The sequence below is a fragment of the Xanthobacter tagetidis genome (assembly GCF_003667445.1).
Classification (GTDB): domain Bacteria; phylum Pseudomonadota; class Alphaproteobacteria; order Rhizobiales; family Xanthobacteraceae; genus Xanthobacter; species Xanthobacter tagetidis.
Map to the genome: position 1 here is coordinate 508,861 of NZ_RCTF01000001.1, position 22,244 is coordinate 531,104.

The window sequence follows — 22,244 nt, forward strand, 5'->3', positions numbered from 1 at the left end:
GCGTCCGCAGCGGCGGGCGCGGAATGCCGCGAACGGCGCTCCTCACTCCGCCGCGGCGCGGCCCGAGAGATCGAGCGTGATGCCGGCGGCGAGCGCGTCGGAGCGGAACGCCTTCACCGCGTCCAGCGCCAGCTCCTCGTCGGTGCGCGTGCCGAGCGCCGGCAGCTTCTTCAGCACGTCGGCCGGGGCGGTGATGATGTGGCAGCCCATGCGGTCGGCCTCGATCACGTTCCACACCTCGCGGGTGGAGGCCCAGATCACCTCCACGTTCGGCGTCGCGCGGGCGAGCGCCACCGCCTTCGTTATCGCCGGCTCGTAGGGGATGCCGAAATCGGCGAGGCGGCCGGCGAACACCGAGATGATGGAGGGCGCGCCCCCGGCGAGCGCGGCCACGCCGGCCTCCACCTGCGGCACGGAGAAGATGGCGGTGAGGTTCACCTTCACCCCGTCCTGCACCAGGTCGCGCACGAGGTCGTAGAGCGTCTCGCCGCGCGTGGTGCACACCGGCAGCTTGACGTGGACGTTCTCGCCCCAGGTGGCGATGAGGCGCGCCTGCTGGCGCATCTCCGGAATGTCGTCGGAGATCACCTCGAACGAGATGTGCCGGTCCGGCACCGCGGCCACGAGGTCGCGGGCATAGGCGGCATAGTCGGTGACGCCGGCCTTGCGCAGCAGCGAGGGATTGGTGGTGAAGCCGGCGATGAAGGACTGCTTGGCCATCTCGACGATCTGCGCCTTGTCGGCGCCGTCGGTGAACAGCTTGATCTTGAGATCCTTCAGCGTCACGGACATGGGGTGCTCCATCAGGGGGCCATCGGGACCGGGCCCATCGCGGCCGGCGGCGGATGCCGGCGTTGCGGCCATACCACACCTTTGCGGACGCGCGGGAGCGGCACCCCCGTTTTAAGGCTTCATTGACCATGATGCCAACAAGTGGTCGCCCGCAACCTTCGGGAAAGGCGCGCGCGCCATGCTGGCGCCGGGATTGGGAATTTTGCGCGAGGGCGGGATGGTCTCGGCGGACATGGTGGAACGCGTGGCGCGCGCCATGCACGCGTTTTCCCAGCAGCGCTACCCGCTGCTGGAGCCCTGGGAGCAGCTTGCCCCGGAGCGGCGCGCCTATCAGCGCCAGCTTGCCGCCCATGCGCTGCAGGCGCTGACGCCGCACGACATCGTCGTCATCACCACGCGCAACGCGCCCGAGATCGCGGCCCTGCCGATGGAGCCCAATCCCTGGGCGCTGGCGGAGCTTCAGGAAGCCGCCATCTCCGACAACGGCACCGCCGCCGACGCCCGTCGCCGCTATCGCTCGCTGCTCGCCACCGCGTGCATGCCGCTGGCCATGCGCCACGCCGACGAGGGCGCGACGCCCTGAGGGCTCCCTCCCTTGCCGTCACGGCCCGGCCGCGCCCGTCCCTCGCCGCCACGCAACGCATCTCCCCGCCGCGCCTGCCTTTCCGTCATGGCCGGGCCTGACGGCGGTTCGGGGTGGAGGGGCCTCTGAAAGCGCCGGGCGCCCGGCCCGATCAGGCGCGGGCGGTGCCGGCGGGCTCGGGCTGCGCGGGCTGTGCCGCCCGGGGGCGGGTGCGGGCGATGCGGCCGTTGACCAGGGCCGAGAGCGCGACGATCACCCCCACCGTCACGGCATAGGCGATGAGCTGCATGCCCGTGGGCTCCGCGCGGTAGCCGACGAGCGTGCGCAGCACCCGGCCCACCGCGCTGTCGTCGGCCAGAAGCCAGGCGGAGTTCCACACCGGATCGGCCAGCGACTGGATGAAGCCGGCATCCTGGAGGATGCCCACCACCTGGGCGGAGAGGCCCGCCGCCAGCAACGTGATGAGGATGGTCGTGACCTTGAACAGGTGCTTCAGCGGGATCGCCACCAGCCCGCGATAGAGCACGAACGACACCAGCGCCCCGCCGGCGAGGCCAAGGCCAGCGCCGAGCGCCACGTCCTGGGCGGTCTCGGCGCCGGTGGCGACGATGCCGTACATGAACAGCACGATCTCCACGCCCTCGCGCAGCACCGCCATGCCCACCACCACGGCGAGCGCGGCGAGCGGCTTGCGGCCTTCCTTCACGTCGCGGCCGACGGCCTTCATCTCGGCCACCATCTCGCGCCCGTGGCTCGCCATCCAGACCACGGTCCACACCAGCATCACCACCGCCACCGAGAGGATGGCAGCGTTCAGCACGTCCTGGCCGGAGCCCTCGAACAGGCCGGAGATCTGGTCGGCGAACAGCGCCAGCAGGGCCGAGCCGAGCACGCCGGCGACGAGACCGCCGGTGATGAAGAGGCCGCGGCCGCGGATGCCCTCGGTGGCGGCGAGCACGACGCCCACCACGAGGCCGGCCTCAAGCACTTCCCGGAACACGATCAGCAACGCGGCAAGCATGGCACTGGCCCTCGCAACGCACTCCCGCGGACCGCCCGGCGGATCGCGCCGGGGCATGAACTCGGAAGGGAGCGGCGGAATACTCGGTTCCGCCCGGTGGACAACAAATCGCCGGTAAAATGACCTTGCGTAAGATCGCGAAAACTCGCGCTTCCAGGTCAAGTCCTACACCCCGGCAGGCCGGCCTGTCATCGGCGCGGGGCTTCATTGGATTTGGATTAATTCCAATCTATAGCCGCTCACATACCGTAAATCCGTGCTTGGCGGCCGCAATGGCAGGATCGGCGCGCGTGGCGGCGAGGGATGCCGCGCGCGGCGAAGATATCGCCGCCGACCACCCGCGACGATCATTTGCCACACCCGCCCCCCGCCGGCCGATTTTATCTTCCGAATGCACGGATCTGCCGGCGAATTCATAAGATAGAACAATTCTATCCTTATTCCGCCGCCTTGCTGCGCCGGAGCGCTCTCCCTAAGGTCGCGGCACGGGCGGGTTGCCCCTCGTATTCCCAAACGCGCCTTTTCGAGGAGACAGGTCGATGCGCGTCCACATCATCATTGGCGCCCTTGCCGCAGCGGTCGGCGCCGCGGCCTTCGCCGGCCCGGCTGCCGCGGCGGCGCCGAAGCCGCGCGACGTCGTCGTCCATTATGCCGACCTCGCCCAGATCATGTACGAGGGCTCCGCGGCCGCCGCGAAGGACCTCCAGGCCAAGGTGGACGCCTTCATCGCCGCACCGAGCGCCGCGACCCAGGCCGCCGCCCGCGACGCCTGGCGCAAGGCGCGCGAGCCCTACCAGCAGACCGAGGCGTTCCGCTTCGGCAACCCGATCGTCGACGAGTGGGAGGGCAACGTGAACGCCTGGCCGCTCGACGAGGGCCTGATCGACTACGTGGACAAGAAGGCCTACGGCGAGACCTCGGACGAGAACCCGCTTTATACCGCGAACATCATCGCCTCGAAGTCGATCCGCGTCGGCAAGAAGACCATCGACGTCTCGAAGATCACCCCCAAGCTGCTGCACGACCTCAACTCCGCAGGCGGCGTCGAGGCCAACGTGACGAGCGGCTGGCACGCCGTCGAGTTCCTGCTCTGGGGCCAGGACCTGCATGGGACTGAGAAGGGCGCCGGCGAGCGGCCCTATACCGACTACGACACCAAGGCCTGCACGAACGGCAATTGCGAGCGCCGCGCCCAGTTCCTCAAGGTCGCCACCGACACGCTGGCCGCCGACCTCGACGAGATGGCCAAGGCCTGGGGCCCGAAGGGCAAGGCCCGCGCCGCTCTGCTCAAGAAGAAGGACAAGGCCGGCCTCGCGGTGATCTTCACCGGCATCGGCTCGCTCTCCTATGGCGAGCTGGCCGGCGAGCGCATGAAGCTCGGCCTCATCCTGCACGACACCGAGGAGGAGCACGACTGCTTCTCCGACAACACCCACAACTCGCACTATTTCGACGAAGTGGGCATCCGCGACGTCTATTACGGCCGCTACAAGAAGGCGGACGGCACCGAGGTGACCGGCCCCTCGGTCGCCGATCTGGTGCGCGCCGCCGACCCGAAGGTCGCCGACGAGATCGACGCGAAGTCCGACGCGGCGCTGGCCGCGCTCAAGAAGATCAAGGACTTGGGCGACAGCGGCGAGATGTATTACGACATGATGCTGGCCGAGGGGAACGCGGCCGGCAACAAGCTGATCCAGGATGGCGTCGACGCTCTGGTGGCCCAGGCCCATGCCATCGAGCGGGGCGTCGCGGCGCTCAAGCTGCAGATCAAGATGGAAGGCTCCGCCAGCCTCGACGATCCGAGCAAGGTCGGCAAGAAGTGAGGCGGGCGGGAGCACGCGGATGATGACGCGGCGGGGTTTTCTCCTCGGGGGGGCGGCGGCGGGAACGCTGGCGCTCTCCCCCTCCGCCGCGGGTCCCCTGCCCCCTGCCGTCGATACCCTGCCGGCCGACGCGCCGGTGCGCCGCCTCACCTTGTCCGCCGCCGAGATGGAGGTGCCCCTGCTCGGGCCGGGCCGGCCGGCGACGCGCCGGTTCTGCGCCTATAACGGCACGCCGCTGATGCGGCTTCGGGCGCCGCGCGGCACCCGCCTGAAGGTGGATTTCACCAACCGCCTGCCGAGCGCCACCACGGTGCACTGGCACGGCATCCGCGTGCCCTATCTGTCCGACGGGGTCGCGCCCATCACCCAGGAGCCGATCCCGCCCGGCGCCGCCTTCGCCTATGACGTGCCGCTGCCCGATCCCGGCTTCTATTTCTTCCACCCCCATTGCGACGAGACCGGCCAGGTGGGCCGCGGCCTCGTCGCCCTGCTCATGGTGGACGACCCGGCCGAGGCCAAGGTGCCGTTCGACCTTGAGCACGTGATCGTGGTGAAGGACTGGCGCCTCGGCGCGGACGGCCAGTTCCTGGAGATGTTCACCGATGAGGGCGCCTCCACCGCCGGCACGTTCGGCACCGTGCGCGCCACCAATGGCGCGGTCGTGCCGCCGCGCATCGAGGCGCCGGCGTTCGGCGACGTGAGGGTGCGCGCCATCGTCGCCGACGCCACCCGCGTCATCGACTTCGGATGCGACACCGAGGATGCCGCCATCCTCGCCTGCGACGGCCAGGCGATCCCGCCGATCCTGCTCGACACCGTGCCGGACGGCGTCTGGCGCATGGGGCCGGCCCAGCGGCTCGACGTGCATGTGCGCATGCCGGGGCCGGGCGGCGAGGTGAAGATCTACGACTACCGCACCGCCGAGCCCTATCTGCTCACCACCCTCGTGGCGGTGGAGAGGGGGAAGAAGAAGCGCCCCTTCAGGCCGCTGGCCCTGCCCGTCGCCAAGGAGGTGCCGATGCCGGACCTCAAGCGGGCGACGCGGCTCGAATTCCTGGTGCAGACCGCGGCCGGCGCCATCGCCGTCGCCCCGTCGCTGCCGCCGGACGACCCGCTTGCCAAGGCTTTGATCGATTCCGTCTGCGTCGGCGACAAGACCTTCTGGGCCATCAGCCGCAATTCCTGGGGCGCGGGCGCTGACCTGCGCCTGCCGCCGCCGCTGGAGACGCTCAAAGACGGGCAGAGCTACATCCTGTCGATCTCGAACGTCACCAAGCACCCGCACCCCATGCACCTGCACGGCCACATCTTCCGCGTGCTCTCCTCCTCGCGGAAGAAGATGCCGCAATATCTCGCCGACACTGTGCTGGTGGAGCCGAACGAGAGCGTGGAGATCGCCTTCAAGGCGACCAGCGGCAATTGGGTGTTCCATTGCCACATCCTGGAACACATGGATTCCGGCCTCATGGGCTGGTTCAGGGTGGCATGAGCGCGCGCCGTCTCCTGGCCGCCGCGCTCGGCCTCCTCCTTCTGGCGCAGCCGGCGGGCGCGCAGGAGGTGCTGGACGCGCTCGACATCAAGATCGGCAAGGCGCTGTTCAAGCGCCCCTGGGTGCCGGCGCCCGCCTCCACCCGCGGCGACGACGGGCTCGGCCCGCTGTTCGACGCCCGCTCCTGCGCCTCCTGCCATCCGCGCGACGCCCGCGCCGCCGCCCGGTTCGACGCGGACGGCCATCTGGACGGGCGCGGCGTGGTGCTGATGATCGGCATGCCGGACGGCGCGGGCGACCCGGTCTATGGCCGCCGGTTCCAGATCGACGCCGCCCCCGGCATCCGCGCCGAGGGCGTGCTCGGGGCGCGCGACGAGATCCTGCCCGACGGCCGCCGCGCCCGCCATCCGCAACTGAGCGACCTCGGCTACGGCCCGCTCGCGCCGGCGAGCGGCGTGTCGCTGCGCGTCGCGCCGGACCTCTACGGCCGCGGCGCCATGGCGCGCATCCCCGACGCCGACATCCTGGCGGTGGAGGCCGAGCAGGCGCGCGCCGGCGGCGAGGTCTCCGGCCGCGCCCGCCGCATTACCCGGCCGGACGGGCGGGTGACGATCGGCCGGTTCGGCTGGAAGTCCGCCCACCCCAGCTTGCGCGAGCAGATCGCCGAGGCCTTCTTCCTCGACCTCGGCATGTCCAATTCGCTGCACGGCGAGCCGTGGGGCGACTGCACGCCGGCCCAGGCCGCGTGCCGCGACGCGCCGCACGGCCAGGGCGAGGGCACGCGCGGGCCGGAGGGCAATGCGCTGGAGATCGGCGATCCCATCCTCTCGCGCGTGGTGGCCTATGTGGCATCGCTTCCGGTCCGCGCGCCGGATGCGCCGGCCGCGCGAGAGGGTGGGCGCCTGTTCGCCGGCACCGGCTGCGCCGCCTGCCACCGGCCGCAGATCGGCGCCGGGCCGCAGGCGCCGCGCCTGTTCTCCGACCTCCTGCTGCACGACATGGGCGAGGGGCTGAAGGACGGCATGTCCGAGCCCGGCATCGCCCCGAGCGAATGGCGCACCGCCCCGCTCGCCGGCCTGTCGGACGCGCTCGCCCGCGACACCGGCCTGCTGCATGACGGGCGCGCCCGGACCATCGCCGAGGCGATCGCCTGGCACGGCGGCGAGGCGGACGGCGCGGTGCGGCGCTTCAACGCGCTCACGGGGCGCGAGAAGGCCGCGCTCATCGCCTATGTGTCGTCGCTATAATGATGGCGTGACGCCGCGCCTTTGGCCGGCCGCGTCCCTTGTCCGGAGCCGCGCGGAATGACCCAGCAACGCCCCTTCGCCCTCGCCCGCCGCGCGGTGCTCGCCGGCGCCGTCCTCGCGCTGCTGCCCGCCGTGCCGGCGGCCGCCGCGAGCCTCGACCCGGTGCCGCTGATCGAGACCTGGCTGCTGCCGCGCTACGATGCGCTGGTGGCCTCGACCGGCGCCCAGAAGGAGGCCTGGGGCGCCTTCTGCGCCAAACCGGACGCCGCGGGCGTGGCGGCGCTCAAGGACGCCTACGGCAAGGCCGCTGACGCCTGGACTGCGGTGGAGTTCATCACCTTCGGCCCGGTGACCCTGTCGCTCCGGGCCGACCGCTTCTCCTTCTTCCCCGACCGGCGCAACGCCATCGCCCGCGCCATGGCGGACATGATCGGCGACGGCGACGCCGACCGGCTCGCCCCCGCGCGCTTCGCCCAGGCGAGCGCGGCGGTGCAGGGCCTGCCGGCGCTGGAGCGGCTGCTGTTCGAGGACGGGGCTCAGGCGGCGCTCGTCTCCGGCGACGAAGCCGCGCGGCGCTGCGCCTTCGGGATCGCCATCGCCGGCAACCTCGCCGCCATCGCGTCCGACATCCGCACCGGCTGGGGCGACAGGGCGAGCGGCGCGCTCGGCGCCATCGTCTCCGGCAAGGGCGACCCGGCTTTGTTCGCGGATGTGGGGGCGCTGCCCGGCCTGATCCTCACCGACCTTTCGGGCGCCTTCCAGCGGGTGACCGACACCAGGATCATGCCGGTGCTCGGCTCCGGCCCGGCGGAGGCCAAGCCCGCTCTGGCGGACAACTGGCGCTCCGGCCGCTCGGGGCGCGTGGTGCGCACCATGATCGAGAGCGCCGATGCGCTCTTGAAGGCGATCGCGCTGCAATTGCCGAACCGGCCGCAATTCGTGGTGAACAAGGCCGCCGCCGCTGCCGACCAGGCCGCGGCCGCCTTCCCCGCCGATCTCGGCGCGGCGGCGCAGACCGCTTCCGGCGCGGCCGCGATCCAGGCCGCCGTCAAGGCGTTCAAGGGCGCGCAGATCACGGTCTACAAGCCGATCGCCTCCTATTTCGGCATCTCTCTGGGCTTCAACGCCCTCGACGGCGACTGAGGCGCGCCATGGCCGCGCTCTCCCGCCGCGCCCTCCTCGCCGCCGGGGCGCTCGCCGCGCTGCCGGGCCGCGCGTTCGCGGGCGGGCTTCATGCGCTCGACCATGCCGTCGAGGAGGGCTGGATCACCACCGCCGGCATCGGCGAGGGCTTCGCGGCGGTGGCGGTGGACGGCGATTTCGCCGCCGCCGAGCGCGCCCCCTCCCCCGGCCGCCTGCATGGCATCGAGCCCAGCCCCACGGGTCCGCTGGCGGTGGCCGTGGGGCGCCGGCCGGGCCATGTGGCCATCGTGTTCGACCGCCGGCACGGCGGCGAGGTGGCGCGCTTCGCGCCCGGCGCCGGCCGCGTGTTCTCCGGCCACGGGCGGTTCGCGCCGGACGGCGCGCTGTTCCTCACCAATGAGATCGAGCGGCCGGCCGGCGGCGCGGTGCCCACCACGGGGCGCGGCGTGGTCGCGGTGCGGCGGGCCGATGCCGGCTTCGCGATCGTCGCCGAATGGGCGAGCGGCGGCGACGGCCCGCACGACCTCATGCGCTCCGGCGCGGCGCTGGTGATCGCCAATGGCGGCGTCGAGCCCAACACGCCGGAGGCGCGCGACGCCGAGGCGACCGGGTCCGGCATCACGCTGCTCGACCCCGCGACGGGCGCCGCGATCGGCGAGGGCCGGCTCTCCGCCGACCTCGCCAGCCTCTCCTTGCGCCATCTCGACCGCGACGGGCGCGGCGGCACGCTGGTGGCGGCGCAGGACCTTTTGAAGGACGGGGTGGCGCGCCCGCTGCTGTTCGCCATCGGCGCGGGCGGCGCGCTCACGCCGTTCGACGCGCCGGAGGCAGAATGGCGTGCCCTGCGCGGCTATGTGGGCTCGGTGGCCTATGACCGCTCCGGCCGCTTCGTCGCCTGCGCCAGCCCGCGCGGCGCGCGGGTATCGGTGTGGCAGGCGGACGGGCGCTATCTCGGCTTCGTGCCGCTGAACGACGGCTGCGGCCTCGCGGCGGGGCCTGAGGCCGGCAGCTTCGTCGCCACCTCGGGCTATGGCGAGGTGGTGCGCATCGCCGCCGCGCGCGAGGGCGTCGCCATTGTCGCCCGGCGCACCGGCGGCCCGCGCTACGACAACCACATGGCGGCGCTCGGCTGAGGCGCGCTCATTCAACCGGCGGCAAGGGGCGCGGGCGTCCGCTCTCGTCGATGGCGACGAAGGTGAACACCGCCTCCGTCACCTTCATGGTCTCCTCGCTGGCGCGCGCGCGCCGCCAGGCCTCCACCTCGATCCGCAGCGAGGTGCGCCCCTCCTTCACGATGTCGGCGAACAGGCTCACCTCGTCGCCCACCGCCACGGGGGAGAGGAAGCTCATGGCCTCCACCGCCACGGTCGCGGTACGCCCCCGCGCCCGGCGCGCCGCCACGTTGCCGGCGGCGAGGTCCATCTGCGACATGAGCCAGCCGCCGAAGATGTCGCCGTTCGGGTTGGTGTCGGCCGGCATGGCGATGGTGCGGATGACGGGGATGCCGGCGGGCATCGTCGAACCCTTGTCGTGCATGAAGATCTCCGGGGAAACGCGGGAGGCGGGACCATCGGGCGCGGGACTTGGCCAGAATAGTCGGGATTTGTGCGGGACGAAGGGGAATAGGCCGGATTTCTGGGGGACCATGGCGGAACCAGGCGGGCGTCGGCGCCTCCGGTCCCGCCCGATAAGCCAGATCGGCGTCGGCGCCCAGCCGAATCTGCTCCCCGGCATGGCGAAAGGCCCAATCGCGAGGGGGCCTTGGGCTCTCACCCGCATTCGCCGTATGCTCGCCGCCCGATCGATGTCGCAGACGCCGAGGAGAACCGCCATGGCCCACCGTCCCGCCCGCCGCCTCCTCCGGCTTGCGAAAGGCCTGGCCGCCGCCTTCTGCGGCATCGCCGGAGCGTTGGCGCCGCTCGGCTCCGGGCCGGCGGAAGCCTGCACCCGCGCGGTCTATCTCGGCAGCGGCGGGGTCAACATCACCGGCCGCACCATGGACTGGGCCGAGGACATGCGCACCAACCTCTGGGCCTTCCCGGCCGGCATCGCCCGCACCGGCGCCGCCGGCGGCAGCACGCCGAAATGGACATCGAAATACGGCAGCCTGATCGCCTCCGGATACGATGTGGGAACCGCCGACGGCATCAACGACCAGGGCCTCGTCGCCAACCTGCTCTACCTCGCCGAATCGGAATATCCGGCGGCGGACGGCAAGCCCGTGCTCTCCATGGCCCTTTGGGCGCAATATGTTCTGGACAATTTCGCCACCGTGAACGAGGCGGTGGAGGCGCTCTCGAAGGAGACCTTCGTGGTGCGCACCGCCGTGCTGCCCAACGGGCGGGCGGCGCAGCTCCACCTCGCCATCTCGGACGCCTCGGGCGACAGCGCCATCTTCGAGTATCTCGGCGGCAAGCTCATGATCCATCACGGGCGGCAGTACCAGGTGATGACCAACTCGCCGAGCTTCGACCAGCAGCTCGCGCTCGATGCCTACTGGCAGCAGATCGGCGGCGACGTGTTCCTGCCCGGCACCTTCCGGGCGGCCGACCGGTTCGCCCGCGCGAGCTTCTTCATCAAGTCGCTGCCCACCAAGGCCGAGCCCGCCATCGTCTCGGCGGTGCCGGACCAGAGCTACGAGAACCAGGCGGTGGCGTCGGTGGCCAGCGTGATGCGCTCGGTCAGCGTGCCGCTCGGCTTCTCGATGCCCGGTGCCCCCAACCTCGCCCAGACCATCTGGCGCACGGTGAGCGACCAGAAGAACAAGGTCTATTATTTCGACAGCTCCACCAGCCCCAACAGCTTCTGGGTGCCGCTGGCGGACCTCGACCTGAAGCCGGGCGCGCCGGTCAAGAAGCTCACCCTCACCGGCGGCAAGGTCTATGCGGGGAACGCGGCGGCGCTGTTCGAGACGGCAAAGCCCTTCACCTTCATGCCGGTGGATATGAAATAGGCCGGATGCCGGCCGGCGAAGGGCCGGCGGCGGCCGCAGCATTGCCTTCCGGCGCCATTTCGGCTAAGCAGCGCCCTTCGCGTGGGCGCTTGCGCCCGCATCCCTGAAATTTCCGACCGGAAGAAGCCCGCCCTTCGAGGCGCGGCGGAACAGAGCGAGACAAGAATGTTCGCGGTCATCAAGACGGGCGGCAAGCAGTACCGTGTCGCCGCCAATGACGTCATCACGGTAGACAAGATCGAGGCCGAGGCCGGCGCCTCCGTGACCTTCCCGGTGCTCATGCTCGGCGGCGAAAGCGTCGTCGTCGGCGCCCCCCTGGTGGACGGCGCCGCCGTGACCGCCGAGGTGGTGGAGCAGGGCCGGGGCGACAAGGTCATCGCCTTCAAGAAGCGCCGCCGGCAGAATTCGCGTCGCAAGCGCGGCTTCCGCGCCGAGCTGACCACCGTGCGCATCACCGAGATCCGCGGCGCCTGAGCCGCATCTCATTCCCCAGAGGCCGCGCCGGCCGAACGGCCGCGGACGAGGCCTGAAAACGAGACTTAGGAGAGCAAGATGGCTCATAAAAAGGCAGGCGGCTCCTCGCGCAACGGTCGCGATTCCGAGAGCAAGCGCCTCGGCGTGAAGCGCTTCGGCGGCCAGGACGTGATCGCCGGCAACATCATCGTGCGCCAGCGCGGCACCAAGTGGCATCCCGGCCTCAATGTGGGCATGGGCCGCGACCATACCCTCTTTGCGCTGATTCAAGGCAAGGTCGAGTTCCGCACCAAATCCAACGACCGAACCTTCGTATCCGTCATCCCCGCCGCCGCCGAGGCGGCCGAGTAAGCGGCGAGACCTGAAAATGCAGGGTCCCGCCGGTGTCGTCGAACCGGGGGGAGCCTGATCCAGGACCGCGCATCGCGCATCTGGGCTCCCGAAAGACCGGGGAGGCGGCACGCCTTCCCGGTCTTTCGTTTTGTCGCACCCGACGTCGACAGGAGCCCGCCATGACGACCATCGAGACCACGCCCGGAGCGCCGCTCGCGGAAAGCTGTATCCCCGTCCTCGAGACCGAGCGGCTGGTGCTCCGCGCCCCGCGCATCGAGGACGTCGCCGCCGTCGCGGAGCTTGCCAACAACCGCAAGATCGCGGAGATGACCGCGAATCTGCCCTACCCCTACCGCGCCTCGGACGCCCGCGCCTTCGTCGAGACGCTCGGCGCCGCGCCGGACGCCGCCACCTTCGCCGTGTTCCTGAAGCGCGAGGGCGACCTCGCGTTCGCCGGCATGTGCTCTTTCGGCCGCCGTCCGCCCGAGCCGGCCCCGGAGATCGGCTACTGGATCGGCGAACCCTTCTGGGGCCTCGGCATCGCCACCGAGGCGGTGCGCGCCGTGATCGACTACGCCTTTTCCGAGACCCCCACCGAGCAGCTCATCGGCGCCGCCCGGGTGGTCAATCCCGCCTCGCGCCGGGTGCTGGAGAAGTGCGGCTTCCAGTGGTCCGGCGTCGGCCTGTGCCGGGTGAAGGCGCTCGGCGCCTCGGTGCCGGTGGACCGGTTCCAGCTCGACCGGCGCATCTGGGCCTCGATCCGTGCCTGGGGCGCCGCCGCGCTGCCGCAGCACCGCGCCCATTGAGGCGGCGCGGAAGCCGGCGCCCCGGCTTCCGCCCACCTCGCCTTTACAACCGCCCTGTCTCCACCCATGGTTGTCGCGGGAGGGGGCGGCCATGGGCCTGTCGTCGTCGCGCGTCTCACGCGCCGCCGGAGCGCTGCGCCGGCTGGGGGGCGGCCTGCTCGGACTCGCTTTGCCGCCCACCTGCATCTCCTGCGGTGCCGTCACCGGCGTCGCCGGCGGCCTGTGCGGCGCCTGCTGGGGCACCATGGCCTTCGTGACGCGGCCCTATTGCGCGCGCACCGGCGCCCCGTTCGCCTTTGACGCCGGCGCCACCCTCTCCGCCGCCGCCGCTTCCGACCCGCCCGCCTTCGACCGGGCCCGTGCGGCGGTGCTGTTCGAAGGCGTCGCGCGCGACCTCGTGCACAATCTCAAATATGCCGACCGGCTCGATCTGGCGCGACCCATGGCCCGGCTGATGCGGCAGGCGGGCAGCGAGCTTCTGGCGGATGCGCAGATGCTGGTTCCGGTGCCGCTCCATCCGCTGCGCTTGTGGCGCCGGCGCTTCAACCAGGCGGCGCTGCTGGCGCGGCATATCGCCCGCGACAGCGCCGTGCCGGCCCGCGTCGACCTGCTGGAGCGCACGCGCGGCACCCCGTCCCAGACCGCGCTGTCGCGCACCCAGCGCCGGGCGAACGTGGCGGGCGCCTTCGCCGTTCGCCGCACCGCAGCATCCGCGGTGGCGGGCGCGCGGGTGGTGATCGTCGACGACGTCTACACCACGGGCGCGACGCTCGACGCCTGCGCCATCGCGCTGCGCCGCGCCGGCGCCGCGCGGGTGGATGCCCTCACCTTCGCGCGGGTTGTGGAAATGGGGTGAATCCCTATGATGCGACGCTTTCGTGACGGCATCCGCCCCGTCATTGCGAGACCCCCGTGACCACCCCATGAAACCCATCGTCATCTACACCAAGAGCTACTGCCCCTATTGCCACGCGGCAAAGGAGCTGCTGCGCCGCAAAGGCTGGACCTTCACCGAGATCGACGTCACCACCGACGCCGAGGGCCAGCAGGAGATGAGCCGCCGCGCCGGCGGGCGCACCACGGTTCCGCAGATCTTCATCGGCGACACCCATGTGGGCGGCTGCGACGACCTCTATGCGCTCGAAGAGGCCGGCCGGCTCGACCCGCTGATGGCCGCCTGAAGCCGAACCGGGTTGCGCCCGCCTGCGGTGCCGTGACACGGTCCGCCGACATGAGCTAGTCATGGTGGGACACGCCCGGGACGGCCGCGCCGCGGCCGGCGCGGCGTCCCCGCCCATCGAGAGATCGCTCAATGACCTCTTCCGACACGCCGCCCACCCTGCGGGTGGGCCTGGTGCAGATGCGCTCCGGGCGCGAGGCCGGCGCCAACCTCGAGGCCGCGCGTGCTCTGGTGCGCGAGGCGGCGCGCGACGGCGCCCAGTATGTCCAGACGCCCGAGACCACCAATCTGATGGAGCTCGACCGCGCGCTGCTGTTCGACAAGCTCGCCGCGGAGGAGGACGACATCACCCTCGCCGCTTTGCGCGAGACCGCGCGCGAGCTGAAGATCCACCTGCACATCGGCTCGCTGGCGCTCAAGGTGTCGGAGAACCGAGCCGTGAACCGCGCCTTCCTGATCGACCCCGAGGGCGAGATCACCGCGCGCTACGACAAGATCCACATGTTCGACGTGGACCTCGGCAACGGCGAGAGCTACCGCGAATCCACCGCCTATCGGCCCGGCGAGCGCGCGGTCGTGGCCGAGGTTGGGGCGGTGCCGCTCGGCCTCACCATCTGCTACGATTTGCGCTTTCCCGCGCTCTACCGGGCGCTCGCCGAGGCGGGCGCGAAGGTGCTCACGGTGCCGGCCGCCTTCACGAGGCCGACCGGCGAGGCGCACTGGCAGGTGCTGCTGCGCGCCCGCGCCATCGAGAACGGCGCCTATGTGCTCGCCGCCGCCCAGGGCGGGCGGCACGAGAACGGGCGCGAGACTTACGGCCATTCGCTGATCGTCGATCCCTGGGGCCGGGTGATCGCCGAGGGCGGCACCGATCCCGGCATCATCCTGGCCGAGATCGACCTCGCCGAGGTCGCCTCCGCCCGCGCCCGCATCCCCTCCCTCACCCACGGCCGGCGCTTCGAGGTGGCGGGACCGGGCCAGGCCGGGCACCTGCACGTGGTCGGGGCGTCGTCGTGATCCGCTACACTTTGAACTGCGCCTGCGGCCACGCGTTCGAGAGCTGGTTCCCCTCGTCCGCGAGCTATGACAGCCAGCGCGCCCGCGGCCTCGTGACCTGCCCGAGCTGCAACGCCACGACGGTGGAGAAGGCGGTGATGGCGCCCTCCGTCGCCCGTACCGACAAAGGCGAGCGCGCGGCGCCTGCCTTGGCTGAGCCGGGCCGCGAGGGCGGAACGCCCACGGTGCCCACGGCGCCGGCGGCACCGATGGCGCTTATGGGACGGCCGGAGGGCGAGCTCGCCGATCTGCTGCGCCGCCTGCGCGACCACGTGGTCTCCAACGCCGACTATGTGGGCACGGAGTTCGCCGACCTCGCCCGCAAGATGCACGAGGGCGAACTGGAGCACCGCTCCATCTATGGCGAGGCAACGCAGGAAGAGGTGAAGGCCCTGCGCGAGGACGAGGTGGAGGTGTTTCCTCTGCCGGTCCTGCCGGAGGACAGGAACTGAGCGGGCGTTCCGTTCACCCCCGCTCCGCAACCATGAAATAGTTCACGTCCATGTCCGTCGACAGGCGGAAGGCGCTCTTCAGCGGGTCGTAGACCATGCCGGCCTTCTCGCTCACCGCGAAGCCGGCGCCGGCCAGCGTCGCCTCCAACTCGTCGGGGGTGATGAACTTCTCCCAGCGGTGCGTGCCGGGCGGCAGCCAGCGCAGCACGTATTCCGCGCCGACGATGGCGAGGGCGAAGCTTTTCGGCGTGCGGTTGAGCGTCGAGAGCACCAGCGCGCCGCCCTCCGCCACCAGCGCACCGGCGGTGCGCACGAACAGGCCCACGTCGGCCACGTGCTCCACCACCTCCAGCGCCACCACCGCGTCGAAGCGGGCGCCGCGCGCCAGCAGCTCCTCGGCGGTGATGGGGAAATACTCGATGTCGAGCCCGGCCTCGGCGGCATGCGCCCGCGCCACGTCCACGTTTCCGGCGGCGGGATCGATGCCCGTCACCTTCGCGCCCATGCGGGCGAGCGGCTCGCTCAGAAGCCCGCCGCCGCAGCCGATATCGAGGATCGACAGGCCCTTCAGCGGGCGCAGCGCGCCCGGATCACGGCCGAAGCGGCGCACCAGCGCATCGCGCAGGAAGGCGAGGCGCGCCGGGTTCATGGCGTGGAGCGGCGCCATCTTGCCCTTCTCGTCCCACCACTGCGCGCCAAGCGCGTCGAAGCGGGCCACCTCGGCGGGATCGACGGTCGGCTGGGGGTTCGGCATGGCGGGCCTCCTTGCGGCCACAGCAATACGCCCGTGCGCCATCGGGGGCAAACCGGCGCCTCGCGCGCCATCCACCGCGCGCTTGATTCCCCGCCTTGCCTCCGGCGAAAGGAGCCGATATAGAGGCCGCTCCTGCGGAGGGGCGCGTAGCTCAGCGGGAGAGCACTACGTTGACATCGTAGGGGTCACAGGTTCGATCCCTGTCGCGCCCACCATCCCTCACCCCGTTCGCTGCCGGCAGAACCAGCCCCTTCCCGGGGGCCGCGCTTCGGCCTGCGGCAACGGCGCGCGCATCCGGCTGCCGCCGCCTTGCGTATCGGCCTTGAGCGCCCGCCGCATTGACGCCCCCATCCCCTTGCCCCAATGGGGGTAGCCCCGCTTGGCCGAGGTGAGACGAATGACCACGAGCCCGCACGCCTTCACGCCCGACACCTCCCCTTTCCCGAAGGACCATCCGAAGGTGGCCTTCGGCCGCATCGGCGTTCTGATCGTCAATCTCGGCACGCCGGAGGGCACGGACTACTGGTCCATGCGCGCCTATCTGAAGGAGTTCCTGTCCGACCGTCGGGTGATCGAGGTGAACCGCATCGTGTGGTGGTTCGTGCTCAACGCCATCGTGCTCACCAAGCGCCCCGGCCCGAAGGGGAAGGACTATGCGAGCATCTGGAACAATGAGCGCGACGAAGGCCCGCTGAAGACCATCACCCGCGACCAGGCCGAGAAGCTCGCCGCGCACCTTGCGGGCCGCGATCCGCGCATCGTCGTCGACTGGGCCATGCGCTACGGCAAGCCGCCCATCGCCGAGCGCATCGCGGCGCTGCAGGCGCAGGGGTGCGAGCGGATCCTGATCGTGCCGCTCTATCCGCAATATTCCGCCGCCACCACCGCCACGGTCTGCGACAAGGCGTTCGACGCGCTCAAGGCCATGCGCTGGCAGCCGATCATCCGCGTCGCCCCGCCCTGGCACGACGACCCGGTCTATATCGACCAGGTGGCTGCCTCCCTGGAGCAGCACCTCGCGGCGCTCGACTTCGAGCCGGAGGTGATCCTCGCCTCGTTCCACGGCGTGCCGAAATCCTACCTCCTGAAGGGCGATCCCTATCACTGCCAGTGCGCCAAGACGGCGCGCCTGCTGCGCGATCGGCTCGGGATGAGCGAAGAGAAGCTGCGCCTCACCTTCCAGTCCCGCTTCGGCACCGAAGAGTGGCTCCAGCCTTATACCGACATGACCGTGAAGGCGCTGGCCGAGGGCGGCGTGAAGCGGCTCGCCATCTTCAATCCCGGCTTCGTGGCGGACTGCCTGGAGACGCTGGAGGAGATCGGCGGCGAGAACAGGGAGATCTTCCTGCACCACGGGGGCGAGAAGTTCGCCGCCATCCCCTGCCTCAACGCCACGCCCGAGGGCATGCGGGTTCTGGAGGCGGTGGTGGAGCGGGAACTGAAGGGGTGGGTGGGGTAGGAGGCAACCTCGGGGGCGGCTTATCGGCTATAGGGTGGCGCAGCTTGCCTAGTGTACACTTTTTATGTACGTTTTCAGGTGCAAGATAGGGCACCTATTCGCGATCTGGCTTCGAAGGTGCGATGGGACATTCACCCGTGCAATAGCTGGACTTCGGAGCCGCGGACCTTGAATGGGATGAAACCAAGCGCCATGCCCCATTCAGAAACACGCGGTTGATTTCGTATATGCCGCACTGATTTTCGATGGATACACATTAACGCGCTTAGATGACCGCAAAATCTACGGCGAAGAGCGAAGAATTTTCGTCGGCTTGGGGGACGACGAATGCTTCGTAGTGGTCTACATCGAACGGAAAGATCGCATCAGCCTCATCTCCGCGTGGAAAGGAGGCCGCGATGAACGCGCCGAATATCAAGCGAGCCTCGCTCGCGGACATCCGGAAGATGAAGGAGCGGGGTGAGCTCTTTCACGACCCGAACGCGCCGGAGGGCGAAAACCTCGGCCCCGACTTCTGGGCGGAAGCCAAGCTTGAACCGCCCCGCAAGCCGCGCTCGGTGCACCTGAAGCTCGACCCGGAGGTGTTCGACTTCTTCTTCGCGGAGGCGAAGGGCAAAGGCCACCTCACGCGCATGCAGAACGTGCTCAAGGCCTATGTGAAGGCGCGCCGCAGCGCCTGAGGCTTTGTCCGCTTGGGGCCAAGCGCTGGCAACGCCGTCTCCCTCCGGCTTGACCGGAGGTCCCAGGGGCGGCCTCGGCAGGCCCAGCGCGAGGATGCCCCGGCCACGGGAACACGCCAGGGCATGACGGCGGTGCGGGGCCGGCACCTCATGCGAGAGGGCGGCGGGTGCGTGACCGGGGGCCGGCAGCGCCGCGCGCAGCGGCCCCCCTGCCCGCTCAGGCTTCCTTGAAGCCGTAGTCGGGGATGCCCTGCTCGTTGCCGTAATACTTGTAGGGCAGGAACTTGCCGGACATGGTGATCTGCACCCGGTCGCCCTTGGGGTTGGGCTCGCGCACCATGTCCATGTTGAAGTCGATGGCCGACATGATGCCGTCGCCGAACTCCTCCTCGATCAGCGCCTTCCAGGCCGGCCCGTTCACCATGACGAGCTCGAAGAAGCGGTAGATCAGCGGGTCGGTGGGCGGCATGGGCGTGCCGCGCATGGGCACCTCGTTCAGCATCCGCTCCTCCACCTCGGAGAGGCCGAACAGCTCGGCGGCCTTCTTGGCCAGCGGCTTCACCAGCTTCATCTGGCCGAGCAGCGCGCCCACCACGAGCACCTCGGACATGCCGCCGATCTCGGAGCAGATATACTTCCAAGTCCAGCCGTTCTCGCGCTTGATATCGAGGATCTTCTCGGTGAGCTGTTCACGCTTCATGGTCTTTACTCCACGTTTTTCGTTGGACCACCTTGGACGGGGCAGAAGACGCCCCCGGCGGCTAGTCGCGGCCGCCGGCGACGGAGGGGAAGGGGATGGTTTTCGCCACCGGACGCTCGGGCGCCGCCGGCTCAACCGGCAGGCTCCCGGCCGGGCGCACCAGTGGCGGCTTCCGCTGGTCGTAGCCCGCCGGCATCTCGTCGCGGAAGGTCTTGGAGCGCGCCACCAGGAAGTCCACCAGGTGGTTGCGCACGGCGTAGTAATCGCCTTCACGGTGGATGGTGTCGCGGGCGCGGTCCTTGGGCAGCGGGTTCTCCACCACCTCGGCGATCATGGCCTGCGGGCCGTTGGTCATGAGCACGATCTTGTCGGCGAGGTAGATCGCCTCGTCCACGTCGTGGGTGATCATGAACACGGTCTGGCCGGTGGAGGTGCAGATGCGCCGCACCTCGTCCTGCAGCGTGCCGCGGGTGAGCGCGTCGAGCGCCGAGAACGGCTCGTCCATGAGCATGATCTTCGGCTCGATGGAGAGCGCGCGGGCGATGCCCACGCGCTGGCGCATGCCGCCGGACAGCTCCGCCGGCTTCTTCAGCTCGTTGCCCTTGAGGCCGACGAGATCGATGAAGCGCTTCGCCCGCTCCTCGATCTCGGCGCGCGAGGCTTTGCGCCAGCGCGAGGAGACCGCGTAGCCCACATTGCCGATCACGCTGCGCCACGGCAGCAGCGCATGGCCCTGGAAGATCACGGCGCGGTCGAGGCTCGGCCCCTCGATCGCCTGGCCGTCCACCACCACCACCCCCTCGGAAGGCGCCTCCAGCCCGGCGAGGATGTTGAGAACGCTGGTCTTGCCGCAGCCGGAATGGCCGATGACGCAGACGAACTCGCCCCGCGCCACGGCGAGCCAGAGGTCCTCGAAGATGGTGGTCGTCCCGCCCCCCGGCGCCGGATAGCGCCGGGCGATGCCCTCTATGGAGATGAAGCGCTCGTTCATGCGGTTGGTCGCGGTGTCCATGGCGCTCACTCCGGGAAGGTCACGCGCCGCTGCAGGCGCGCGAGGATGAGGTCGAGCACCATGCCGACCACGCCGATGAGGAGGATGCCCACGATCACGTTGGAGATGGACAGGTTGTTCCACTCGTTCCAGACGAAGTAGCCGATGCCGGTGCCGCCCACGAGCATCTCCGCCGCCACGATGACGAGCCAGGCGATGCCGATGGAGATGCGCATGCCGGTGAGGATGGTGGGCGCCGCCGCCGGCAGGATCACCGTGAAGGCGCGGCGCCATGGCCCCACCTCCAGCGTGCGGGCGACGTTCAGCCACTCCTTGCGCACCGCGCCGACGCCGAACGCCGTGTTGATCAGCATCGGCCACACCGAGCAGATGAAGATCACGAAGATCGCCGAGAGCGAGGAGTCCTTGATGGTGTAGAGCGCGAGCGGCATCCAGGCCAAAGGCGAGATGGGTTTCAGCACCTGGATGAACGGGTCGAGTGCCCGGTAGGCGAGCGGCGACATGCCGATCAGGAAGCCGATCGGCACCGCCACCAGCACCGCCAGGGCATAGCCGATGGCGACGCGGCCGATGGAATAGAGGAGCTGGAGGCCCAGCCCCTTGTCGTTCGGGCCATTGTCGTAGAACGGGCGCTTCAGGTTGTCCCAGAGCTTGCCCGCCACGTCGAGCGGCCCCGGCATGGCGGACTGGGCGCCCGCGGTGGAGATGCCCATGAGCTTGGCATATTCCGGATCGAGCGCCGGCCCCGTGCTTGCGCTCGGGGTGACGGCGATCTGCCAGACCGCGCACAGGACGACGAACAGCACCACCGAGAGGATGCCGGCCCGCAGGCCGAGGCTCTTGGTCATGGCTCAGGCCCGCTTGATGGCGAAGGAGGCGACGTATTCCTCCGGCTTCGACGGATCGAACACCTTGCCCATCACCGAGAAGCTCTTGGAGGTGGTGGCGGGCGGTGTGAGGCCCATCTCCTTCATCACCTTGGCGGCGTCGGTGGCGAGGAACACCTGGTTGGCGATGGTCTTGTAGTCCACGTCGCCCTTCACCTGGCCCCAGCGCTTCATCTGGGTGAGCATCCACACGGCGAAGCTCTCCCACGGGAAGGGGTCGAAATCGACCCGCTTGGGGTCGTCCTTGATGTTGCCGAGCCCGTCGGCGTACTTGCCCACCAGCACCTGCTCCAGCACGATCGGGGGCGCGTTGAGATAGGCCGCGGGCGCGATCGCCTCGGCGATGGCCTTGCGGTTCTCGGCCTTCGAGGCATAGCCGGTGGCGTCGACGATGGCGCGCAGCAGCGCCGCATAGGTGTTGGGCATGGTGGAGATGAACTCCTTGCTGGCCGCGAACGAGCAGCAGGGATGTCCGTCCCACATGGTCTTCGACAGGGAATGGATGAAGCCGACGCCGTCGAACACCGCGCGCTGGGCGACATTGTCCGGGGCGAGGAAGCCGTCGATGTTCTCGGCCCGCAGGTTCGCCACCATCTCCGGCGGCGGCACCACGCGCAGCTGCACGTCGGTATCGGGATCGATGCCATTCTCCGCCAGGAGATAGCGCAGAAGGTAGTTGTGCATGGAGAAGTCGTAGGGAATGGCGAACTTCAGCCCCTTCCACGACTTCACGTCCATCTTGTCCTTGTGCTTGATTCCGAGCGTGAAGGACTGGCCGTTGATGTTCTCGATCGCCGCCGCCACGAACGGGATCGGGTTCGAGCCGAGGCCCTGGGAGATGGCGAGCGGCATGGGCGCCAGCATGTGGGCGGCGTCGTATTCCTTGTTGATGGTCTTGTCGCGCACCACCGCCCAGCCGGCGGTCTTCACCACCTCCACGTTCAGGCCGTGTTTCTTATAGAAGCCCATGGGGTGGGCCATGATGATGGGGGTGGCGCAGGTGATCGGGATGAAGCCCACCTTGAGGTCGGTCTTCTCCGGCGTGCCGGTCTGGGCGAACACCTCGGTGGCGGTGCCGAGCGGGAAGAAGGTGGCGACCGCGGCCGCGGCGGTGGAGGCGCCCACCGCCTTCAGGAAGGCGCGGCGCTGGGCGTCGTGCGGGAACATGGCGCGCATGACGCCCGAGGCGACGATCTCCCGGTAGCGCGTCTCCGCGTCGAGCCCCGCCGCCCGCTCCGCCGCCGCGTGCGCCTCCGGCGTGGCATGGCGCCCGCACAGGCAGCGGCCCAGTTTCGACTTCAGCGAGAACGGGTTCGAGAACATCGACATCAGGGTCTCCTGCGCGGTGGCGTGTCAGAGGTGGCTTCTTGAAGGCAACCCTCGTGCCATTGGGGAAGGCC

24 protein-coding genes, 1 tRNA gene and 1 pseudogene are annotated in these 22,244 nt (G+C 70.0%); 18 read left to right on the forward strand and 8 right to left on the reverse strand.

Annotated features, from left to right (window positions below; genetic code table 11):
- Window positions 1-42: 42 nt before the first annotated feature.
- Window positions 43-792, reverse strand: a complete 750-nt coding sequence (locus D9R14_RS02365) for a transaldolase family protein (RefSeq protein ID WP_121621667.1) — start codon at window positions 790-792, stop codon at window positions 43-45.
- A gap of 217 nt (window positions 793-1,009) precedes the next feature.
- Here D9R14_RS02365 and D9R14_RS02370 point away from each other — a divergent pair, with 217 nt between their 5' ends.
- Window positions 1,010-1,375: a hypothetical protein gene (locus D9R14_RS02370; RefSeq protein ID WP_121621668.1), complete on the forward strand. Its 366-nt coding sequence runs from the start codon at window positions 1,010-1,012 to the stop codon at window positions 1,373-1,375.
- A 151-nt stretch (window positions 1,376-1,526) separates the two neighbouring features.
- On the opposite strand, the gene D9R14_RS02375 is transcribed toward D9R14_RS02370, so the two are convergent.
- A complete protein-coding gene (locus tag D9R14_RS02375; RefSeq protein ID WP_121621669.1) occupies window positions 1,527-2,396 on the reverse strand; it encodes an FTR1 family iron permease in 870 nt (289 codons plus the stop codon).
- 539 nt (window positions 2,397-2,935) lie between these two features.
- Between D9R14_RS02375 and D9R14_RS02380 the strand changes: the two genes are divergently transcribed.
- Genes D9R14_RS02380 through D9R14_RS02400 form a run of 5 tightly spaced genes read left to right on the forward strand, consistent with a single transcriptional unit; the run spans window position 2,936 to window position 9,231 of the window.
- Window positions 2,936-4,219: an imelysin family protein gene (locus D9R14_RS02380; protein ID WP_121621670.1), complete on the forward strand. Its 1,284-nt coding sequence runs from the start codon at window positions 2,936-2,938 to the stop codon at window positions 4,217-4,219.
- A gap of 19 nt (window positions 4,220-4,238) precedes the next feature.
- On the forward strand, window positions 4,239-5,708 hold the full coding sequence (locus tag D9R14_RS02385) for a multicopper oxidase family protein (protein WP_121621671.1): 1,470 nt from the start codon (window positions 4,239-4,241) through the stop codon (window positions 5,706-5,708).
- The gene (locus tag D9R14_RS02390) at window positions 5,705-6,955 is read left to right on the forward strand and encodes a di-heme oxidoredictase family protein (RefSeq protein ID WP_121621672.1); all 1,251 of its coding nucleotides are present in this window, start codon (window positions 5,705-5,707) and stop codon (window positions 6,953-6,955) included. The genes D9R14_RS02385 and D9R14_RS02390 overlap by 4 nt, the downstream gene beginning before the upstream one ends.
- 57 nt (window positions 6,956-7,012) lie before the next feature.
- Complete coding sequence (locus tag D9R14_RS02395) at window positions 7,013-8,098, forward strand: imelysin family protein (protein ID WP_121621673.1); 1,086 nt, start codon at window positions 7,013-7,015, stop codon at window positions 8,096-8,098.
- An 8-nt stretch (window positions 8,099-8,106) separates the two neighbouring features.
- Window positions 8,107-9,231: a DUF1513 domain-containing protein gene (locus tag D9R14_RS02400; protein WP_121621674.1), complete on the forward strand. Its 1,125-nt coding sequence runs from the start codon at window positions 8,107-8,109 to the stop codon at window positions 9,229-9,231.
- A gap of 7 nt (window positions 9,232-9,238) precedes the next feature.
- On the opposite strand, the gene D9R14_RS02405 is transcribed toward D9R14_RS02400, so the two are convergent.
- Window positions 9,239-9,634 (reverse strand): acyl-CoA thioesterase, encoded by a 396-nt coding sequence (locus D9R14_RS02405; RefSeq protein ID WP_121621675.1) that lies wholly within the window; start codon window positions 9,632-9,634, stop codon window positions 9,239-9,241.
- Between the two features lie 295 nt (window positions 9,635-9,929).
- On the opposite strand from D9R14_RS02405, the gene D9R14_RS02410 reads away from it, so the two are divergent.
- The 8 genes and pseudogenes from D9R14_RS02410 to D9R14_RS02445 all read left to right on the forward strand — a co-directional run bounded on the left by D9R14_RS02410 (window position 9,930) and on the right by D9R14_RS02445 (window position 15,352).
- A complete protein-coding gene (locus D9R14_RS02410) occupies window positions 9,930-11,051 on the forward strand; it encodes a linear amide C-N hydrolase (RefSeq protein ID WP_121621676.1) in 1,122 nt (373 codons plus the stop codon).
- Between the two features lie 165 nt (window positions 11,052-11,216).
- Window positions 11,217-11,513, forward strand: a pseudogene (gene rplU, locus D9R14_RS02415) (50S ribosomal protein L21); the annotation flags it as partial.
- A 90-nt stretch (window positions 11,514-11,603) separates the two neighbouring features.
- Complete coding sequence (gene rpmA / locus D9R14_RS02420) at window positions 11,604-11,876, forward strand: 50S ribosomal protein L27 (RefSeq protein ID WP_121621678.1); 273 nt, start codon at window positions 11,604-11,606, stop codon at window positions 11,874-11,876.
- Window positions 11,877-12,037: 161 nt separating this feature from the next.
- A complete protein-coding gene (locus tag D9R14_RS02425) occupies window positions 12,038-12,664 on the forward strand; it encodes a GNAT family N-acetyltransferase (protein WP_121621679.1) in 627 nt (208 codons plus the stop codon).
- A gap of 91 nt (window positions 12,665-12,755) precedes the next feature.
- Complete coding sequence (locus D9R14_RS02430) at window positions 12,756-13,520, forward strand: ComF family protein (protein ID WP_121621680.1); 765 nt, start codon at window positions 12,756-12,758, stop codon at window positions 13,518-13,520.
- Between the two features lie 67 nt (window positions 13,521-13,587).
- Window positions 13,588-13,845 carry a glutaredoxin 3 gene (grxC, locus tag D9R14_RS02435; protein WP_121621681.1) on the forward strand — a complete coding sequence of 86 codons (258 nt, stop codon included), beginning with the start codon at window positions 13,588-13,590 and terminating at the stop codon, window positions 13,843-13,845.
- 131 nt (window positions 13,846-13,976) lie between these two features.
- Window positions 13,977-14,861: a carbon-nitrogen hydrolase family protein gene (locus tag D9R14_RS02440; protein ID WP_121621682.1), complete on the forward strand. Its 885-nt coding sequence runs from the start codon at window positions 13,977-13,979 to the stop codon at window positions 14,859-14,861.
- On the forward strand, window positions 14,858-15,352 hold the full coding sequence (locus D9R14_RS02445) for a DUF1178 family protein (protein WP_121621683.1): 495 nt from the start codon (window positions 14,858-14,860) through the stop codon (window positions 15,350-15,352). The genes D9R14_RS02440 and D9R14_RS02445 overlap by 4 nt, the downstream gene beginning before the upstream one ends.
- A 13-nt stretch (window positions 15,353-15,365) precedes the next feature.
- Here D9R14_RS02445 and ubiG read toward each other — a convergent pair whose 3' ends face one another.
- A complete protein-coding gene (gene ubiG, locus D9R14_RS02450; protein ID WP_121621684.1) occupies window positions 15,366-16,106 on the reverse strand; it encodes a bifunctional 2-polyprenyl-6-hydroxyphenol methylase/3-demethylubiquinol 3-O-methyltransferase UbiG in 741 nt (246 codons plus the stop codon).
- Window positions 16,107-16,246: 140 nt separating this feature from the next.
- Between ubiG and D9R14_RS02455 the strand changes: the two genes are divergently transcribed.
- The 4 genes from D9R14_RS02455 (at window position 16,247) to D9R14_RS02470 (ending at window position 18,245) form a co-directional block, all read left to right on the forward strand.
- Window positions 16,247-16,321 (forward strand) — tRNA-Val (locus tag D9R14_RS02455).
- A gap of 182 nt (window positions 16,322-16,503) precedes the next feature.
- Window positions 16,504-17,565, forward strand: a complete 1,062-nt coding sequence (gene hemH / locus D9R14_RS02460) for a ferrochelatase (protein ID WP_121621685.1) — start codon at window positions 16,504-16,506, stop codon at window positions 17,563-17,565.
- Window positions 17,566-17,764: 199 nt separating this feature from the next.
- Window positions 17,765-18,028 (forward strand): BrnT family toxin, encoded by a 264-nt coding sequence (locus tag D9R14_RS23565; protein ID WP_121621686.1) that lies wholly within the window; start codon window positions 17,765-17,767, stop codon window positions 18,026-18,028.
- Window positions 17,964-18,245 carry a BrnA antitoxin family protein gene (locus D9R14_RS02470; protein WP_147452927.1) on the forward strand — a complete coding sequence of 94 codons (282 nt, stop codon included), beginning with the start codon at window positions 17,964-17,966 and terminating at the stop codon, window positions 18,243-18,245. The genes D9R14_RS23565 and D9R14_RS02470 overlap by 65 nt, the downstream gene beginning before the upstream one ends.
- A gap of 217 nt (window positions 18,246-18,462) precedes the next feature.
- Here D9R14_RS02470 and cynS read toward each other — a convergent pair whose 3' ends face one another.
- The 4 genes from cynS to D9R14_RS02490 form a co-directional block, all read right to left on the reverse strand.
- On the reverse strand, window positions 18,463-18,945 hold the full coding sequence (gene cynS, locus D9R14_RS02475; protein WP_121621688.1) for a cyanase: 483 nt from the start codon (window positions 18,943-18,945) through the stop codon (window positions 18,463-18,465).
- 61 nt (window positions 18,946-19,006) lie between these two features.
- Window positions 19,007-19,936 (reverse strand): ABC transporter ATP-binding protein, encoded by a 930-nt coding sequence (locus D9R14_RS02480; RefSeq protein WP_121621805.1) that lies wholly within the window; start codon window positions 19,934-19,936, stop codon window positions 19,007-19,009.
- A gap of 26 nt (window positions 19,937-19,962) precedes the next feature.
- Window positions 19,963-20,805 (reverse strand): nitrate ABC transporter permease, encoded by an 843-nt coding sequence (ntrB, locus tag D9R14_RS02485; protein ID WP_121621689.1) that lies wholly within the window; start codon window positions 20,803-20,805, stop codon window positions 19,963-19,965.
- 3 nt (window positions 20,806-20,808) lie between these two features.
- Window positions 20,809-22,173, reverse strand: coding sequence for a CmpA/NrtA family ABC transporter substrate-binding protein (locus D9R14_RS02490; RefSeq protein ID WP_121621690.1), 1,365 nt, complete (start codon window positions 22,171-22,173; stop codon window positions 20,809-20,811).
- Window positions 22,174-22,244: the final 71 nt, after the last annotated feature.

What these genes read in the sequence shown, in the direction of transcription:
- D9R14_RS02365 (WP_121621667.1), bottom strand. Translation starts at nt 792, where the DNA reads ATGTCCGTGACGCTGAAGGATCTCAAGATCAAGCTGTTCACCGACGGC.
- D9R14_RS02370 (WP_121621668.1), top strand. Translation starts at nt 1,010, where the DNA reads ATGGTCTCGGCGGACATGGTGGAACGCGTGGCGCGCGCCATGCACGCG.
- D9R14_RS02375 (WP_121621669.1), bottom strand. Translation starts at nt 2,396, where the DNA reads ATGCTTGCCGCGTTGCTGATCGTGTTCCGGGAAGTGCTTGAGGCCGGC.
- D9R14_RS02380 (WP_121621670.1), top strand. Translation starts at nt 2,936, where the DNA reads ATGCGCGTCCACATCATCATTGGCGCCCTTGCCGCAGCGGTCGGCGCC.
- D9R14_RS02385 (WP_121621671.1), top strand. Translation starts at nt 4,239, where the DNA reads ATGATGACGCGGCGGGGTTTTCTCCTCGGGGGGGCGGCGGCGGGAACG.
- D9R14_RS02390 (WP_121621672.1), top strand. Translation starts at nt 5,705, where the DNA reads ATGAGCGCGCGCCGTCTCCTGGCCGCCGCGCTCGGCCTCCTCCTTCTG.
- D9R14_RS02395 (WP_121621673.1), top strand. Translation starts at nt 7,013, where the DNA reads ATGACCCAGCAACGCCCCTTCGCCCTCGCCCGCCGCGCGGTGCTCGCC.
- D9R14_RS02400 (WP_121621674.1), top strand. Translation starts at nt 8,107, where the DNA reads ATGGCCGCGCTCTCCCGCCGCGCCCTCCTCGCCGCCGGGGCGCTCGCC.
- D9R14_RS02405 (WP_121621675.1), bottom strand. Translation starts at nt 9,634, where the DNA reads ATGCACGACAAGGGTTCGACGATGCCCGCCGGCATCCCCGTCATCCGC.
- D9R14_RS02410 (WP_121621676.1), top strand. Translation starts at nt 9,930, where the DNA reads ATGGCCCACCGTCCCGCCCGCCGCCTCCTCCGGCTTGCGAAAGGCCTG.
- rpmA (WP_121621678.1), top strand. Translation starts at nt 11,604, where the DNA reads ATGGCTCATAAAAAGGCAGGCGGCTCCTCGCGCAACGGTCGCGATTCC.
- D9R14_RS02425 (WP_121621679.1), top strand. Translation starts at nt 12,038, where the DNA reads ATGACGACCATCGAGACCACGCCCGGAGCGCCGCTCGCGGAAAGCTGT.
- D9R14_RS02430 (WP_121621680.1), top strand. Translation starts at nt 12,756, where the DNA reads ATGGGCCTGTCGTCGTCGCGCGTCTCACGCGCCGCCGGAGCGCTGCGC.
- grxC (WP_121621681.1), top strand. Translation starts at nt 13,588, where the DNA reads ATGAAACCCATCGTCATCTACACCAAGAGCTACTGCCCCTATTGCCAC.
- D9R14_RS02440 (WP_121621682.1), top strand. Translation starts at nt 13,977, where the DNA reads ATGACCTCTTCCGACACGCCGCCCACCCTGCGGGTGGGCCTGGTGCAG.
- ubiG (WP_121621684.1), bottom strand. Translation starts at nt 16,106, where the DNA reads ATGCCGAACCCCCAGCCGACCGTCGATCCCGCCGAGGTGGCCCGCTTC.
- hemH (WP_121621685.1), top strand. Translation starts at nt 16,504, where the DNA reads ATGACCACGAGCCCGCACGCCTTCACGCCCGACACCTCCCCTTTCCCG.
- D9R14_RS02470 (WP_147452927.1), top strand. Translation starts at nt 17,964, where the DNA reads ATGAACGCGCCGAATATCAAGCGAGCCTCGCTCGCGGACATCCGGAAG.
- cynS (WP_121621688.1), bottom strand. Translation starts at nt 18,945, where the DNA reads ATGAAGCGTGAACAGCTCACCGAGAAGATCCTCGATATCAAGCGCGAG.
- D9R14_RS02480 (WP_121621805.1), bottom strand. Translation starts at nt 19,936, where the DNA reads ATGAACGAGCGCTTCATCTCCATAGAGGGCATCGCCCGGCGCTATCCG.
- ntrB (WP_121621689.1), bottom strand. Translation starts at nt 20,805, where the DNA reads ATGACCAAGAGCCTCGGCCTGCGGGCCGGCATCCTCTCGGTGGTGCTG.
- D9R14_RS02490 (WP_121621690.1), bottom strand. Translation starts at nt 22,173, where the DNA reads ATGTCGATGTTCTCGAACCCGTTCTCGCTGAAGTCGAAACTGGGCCGC.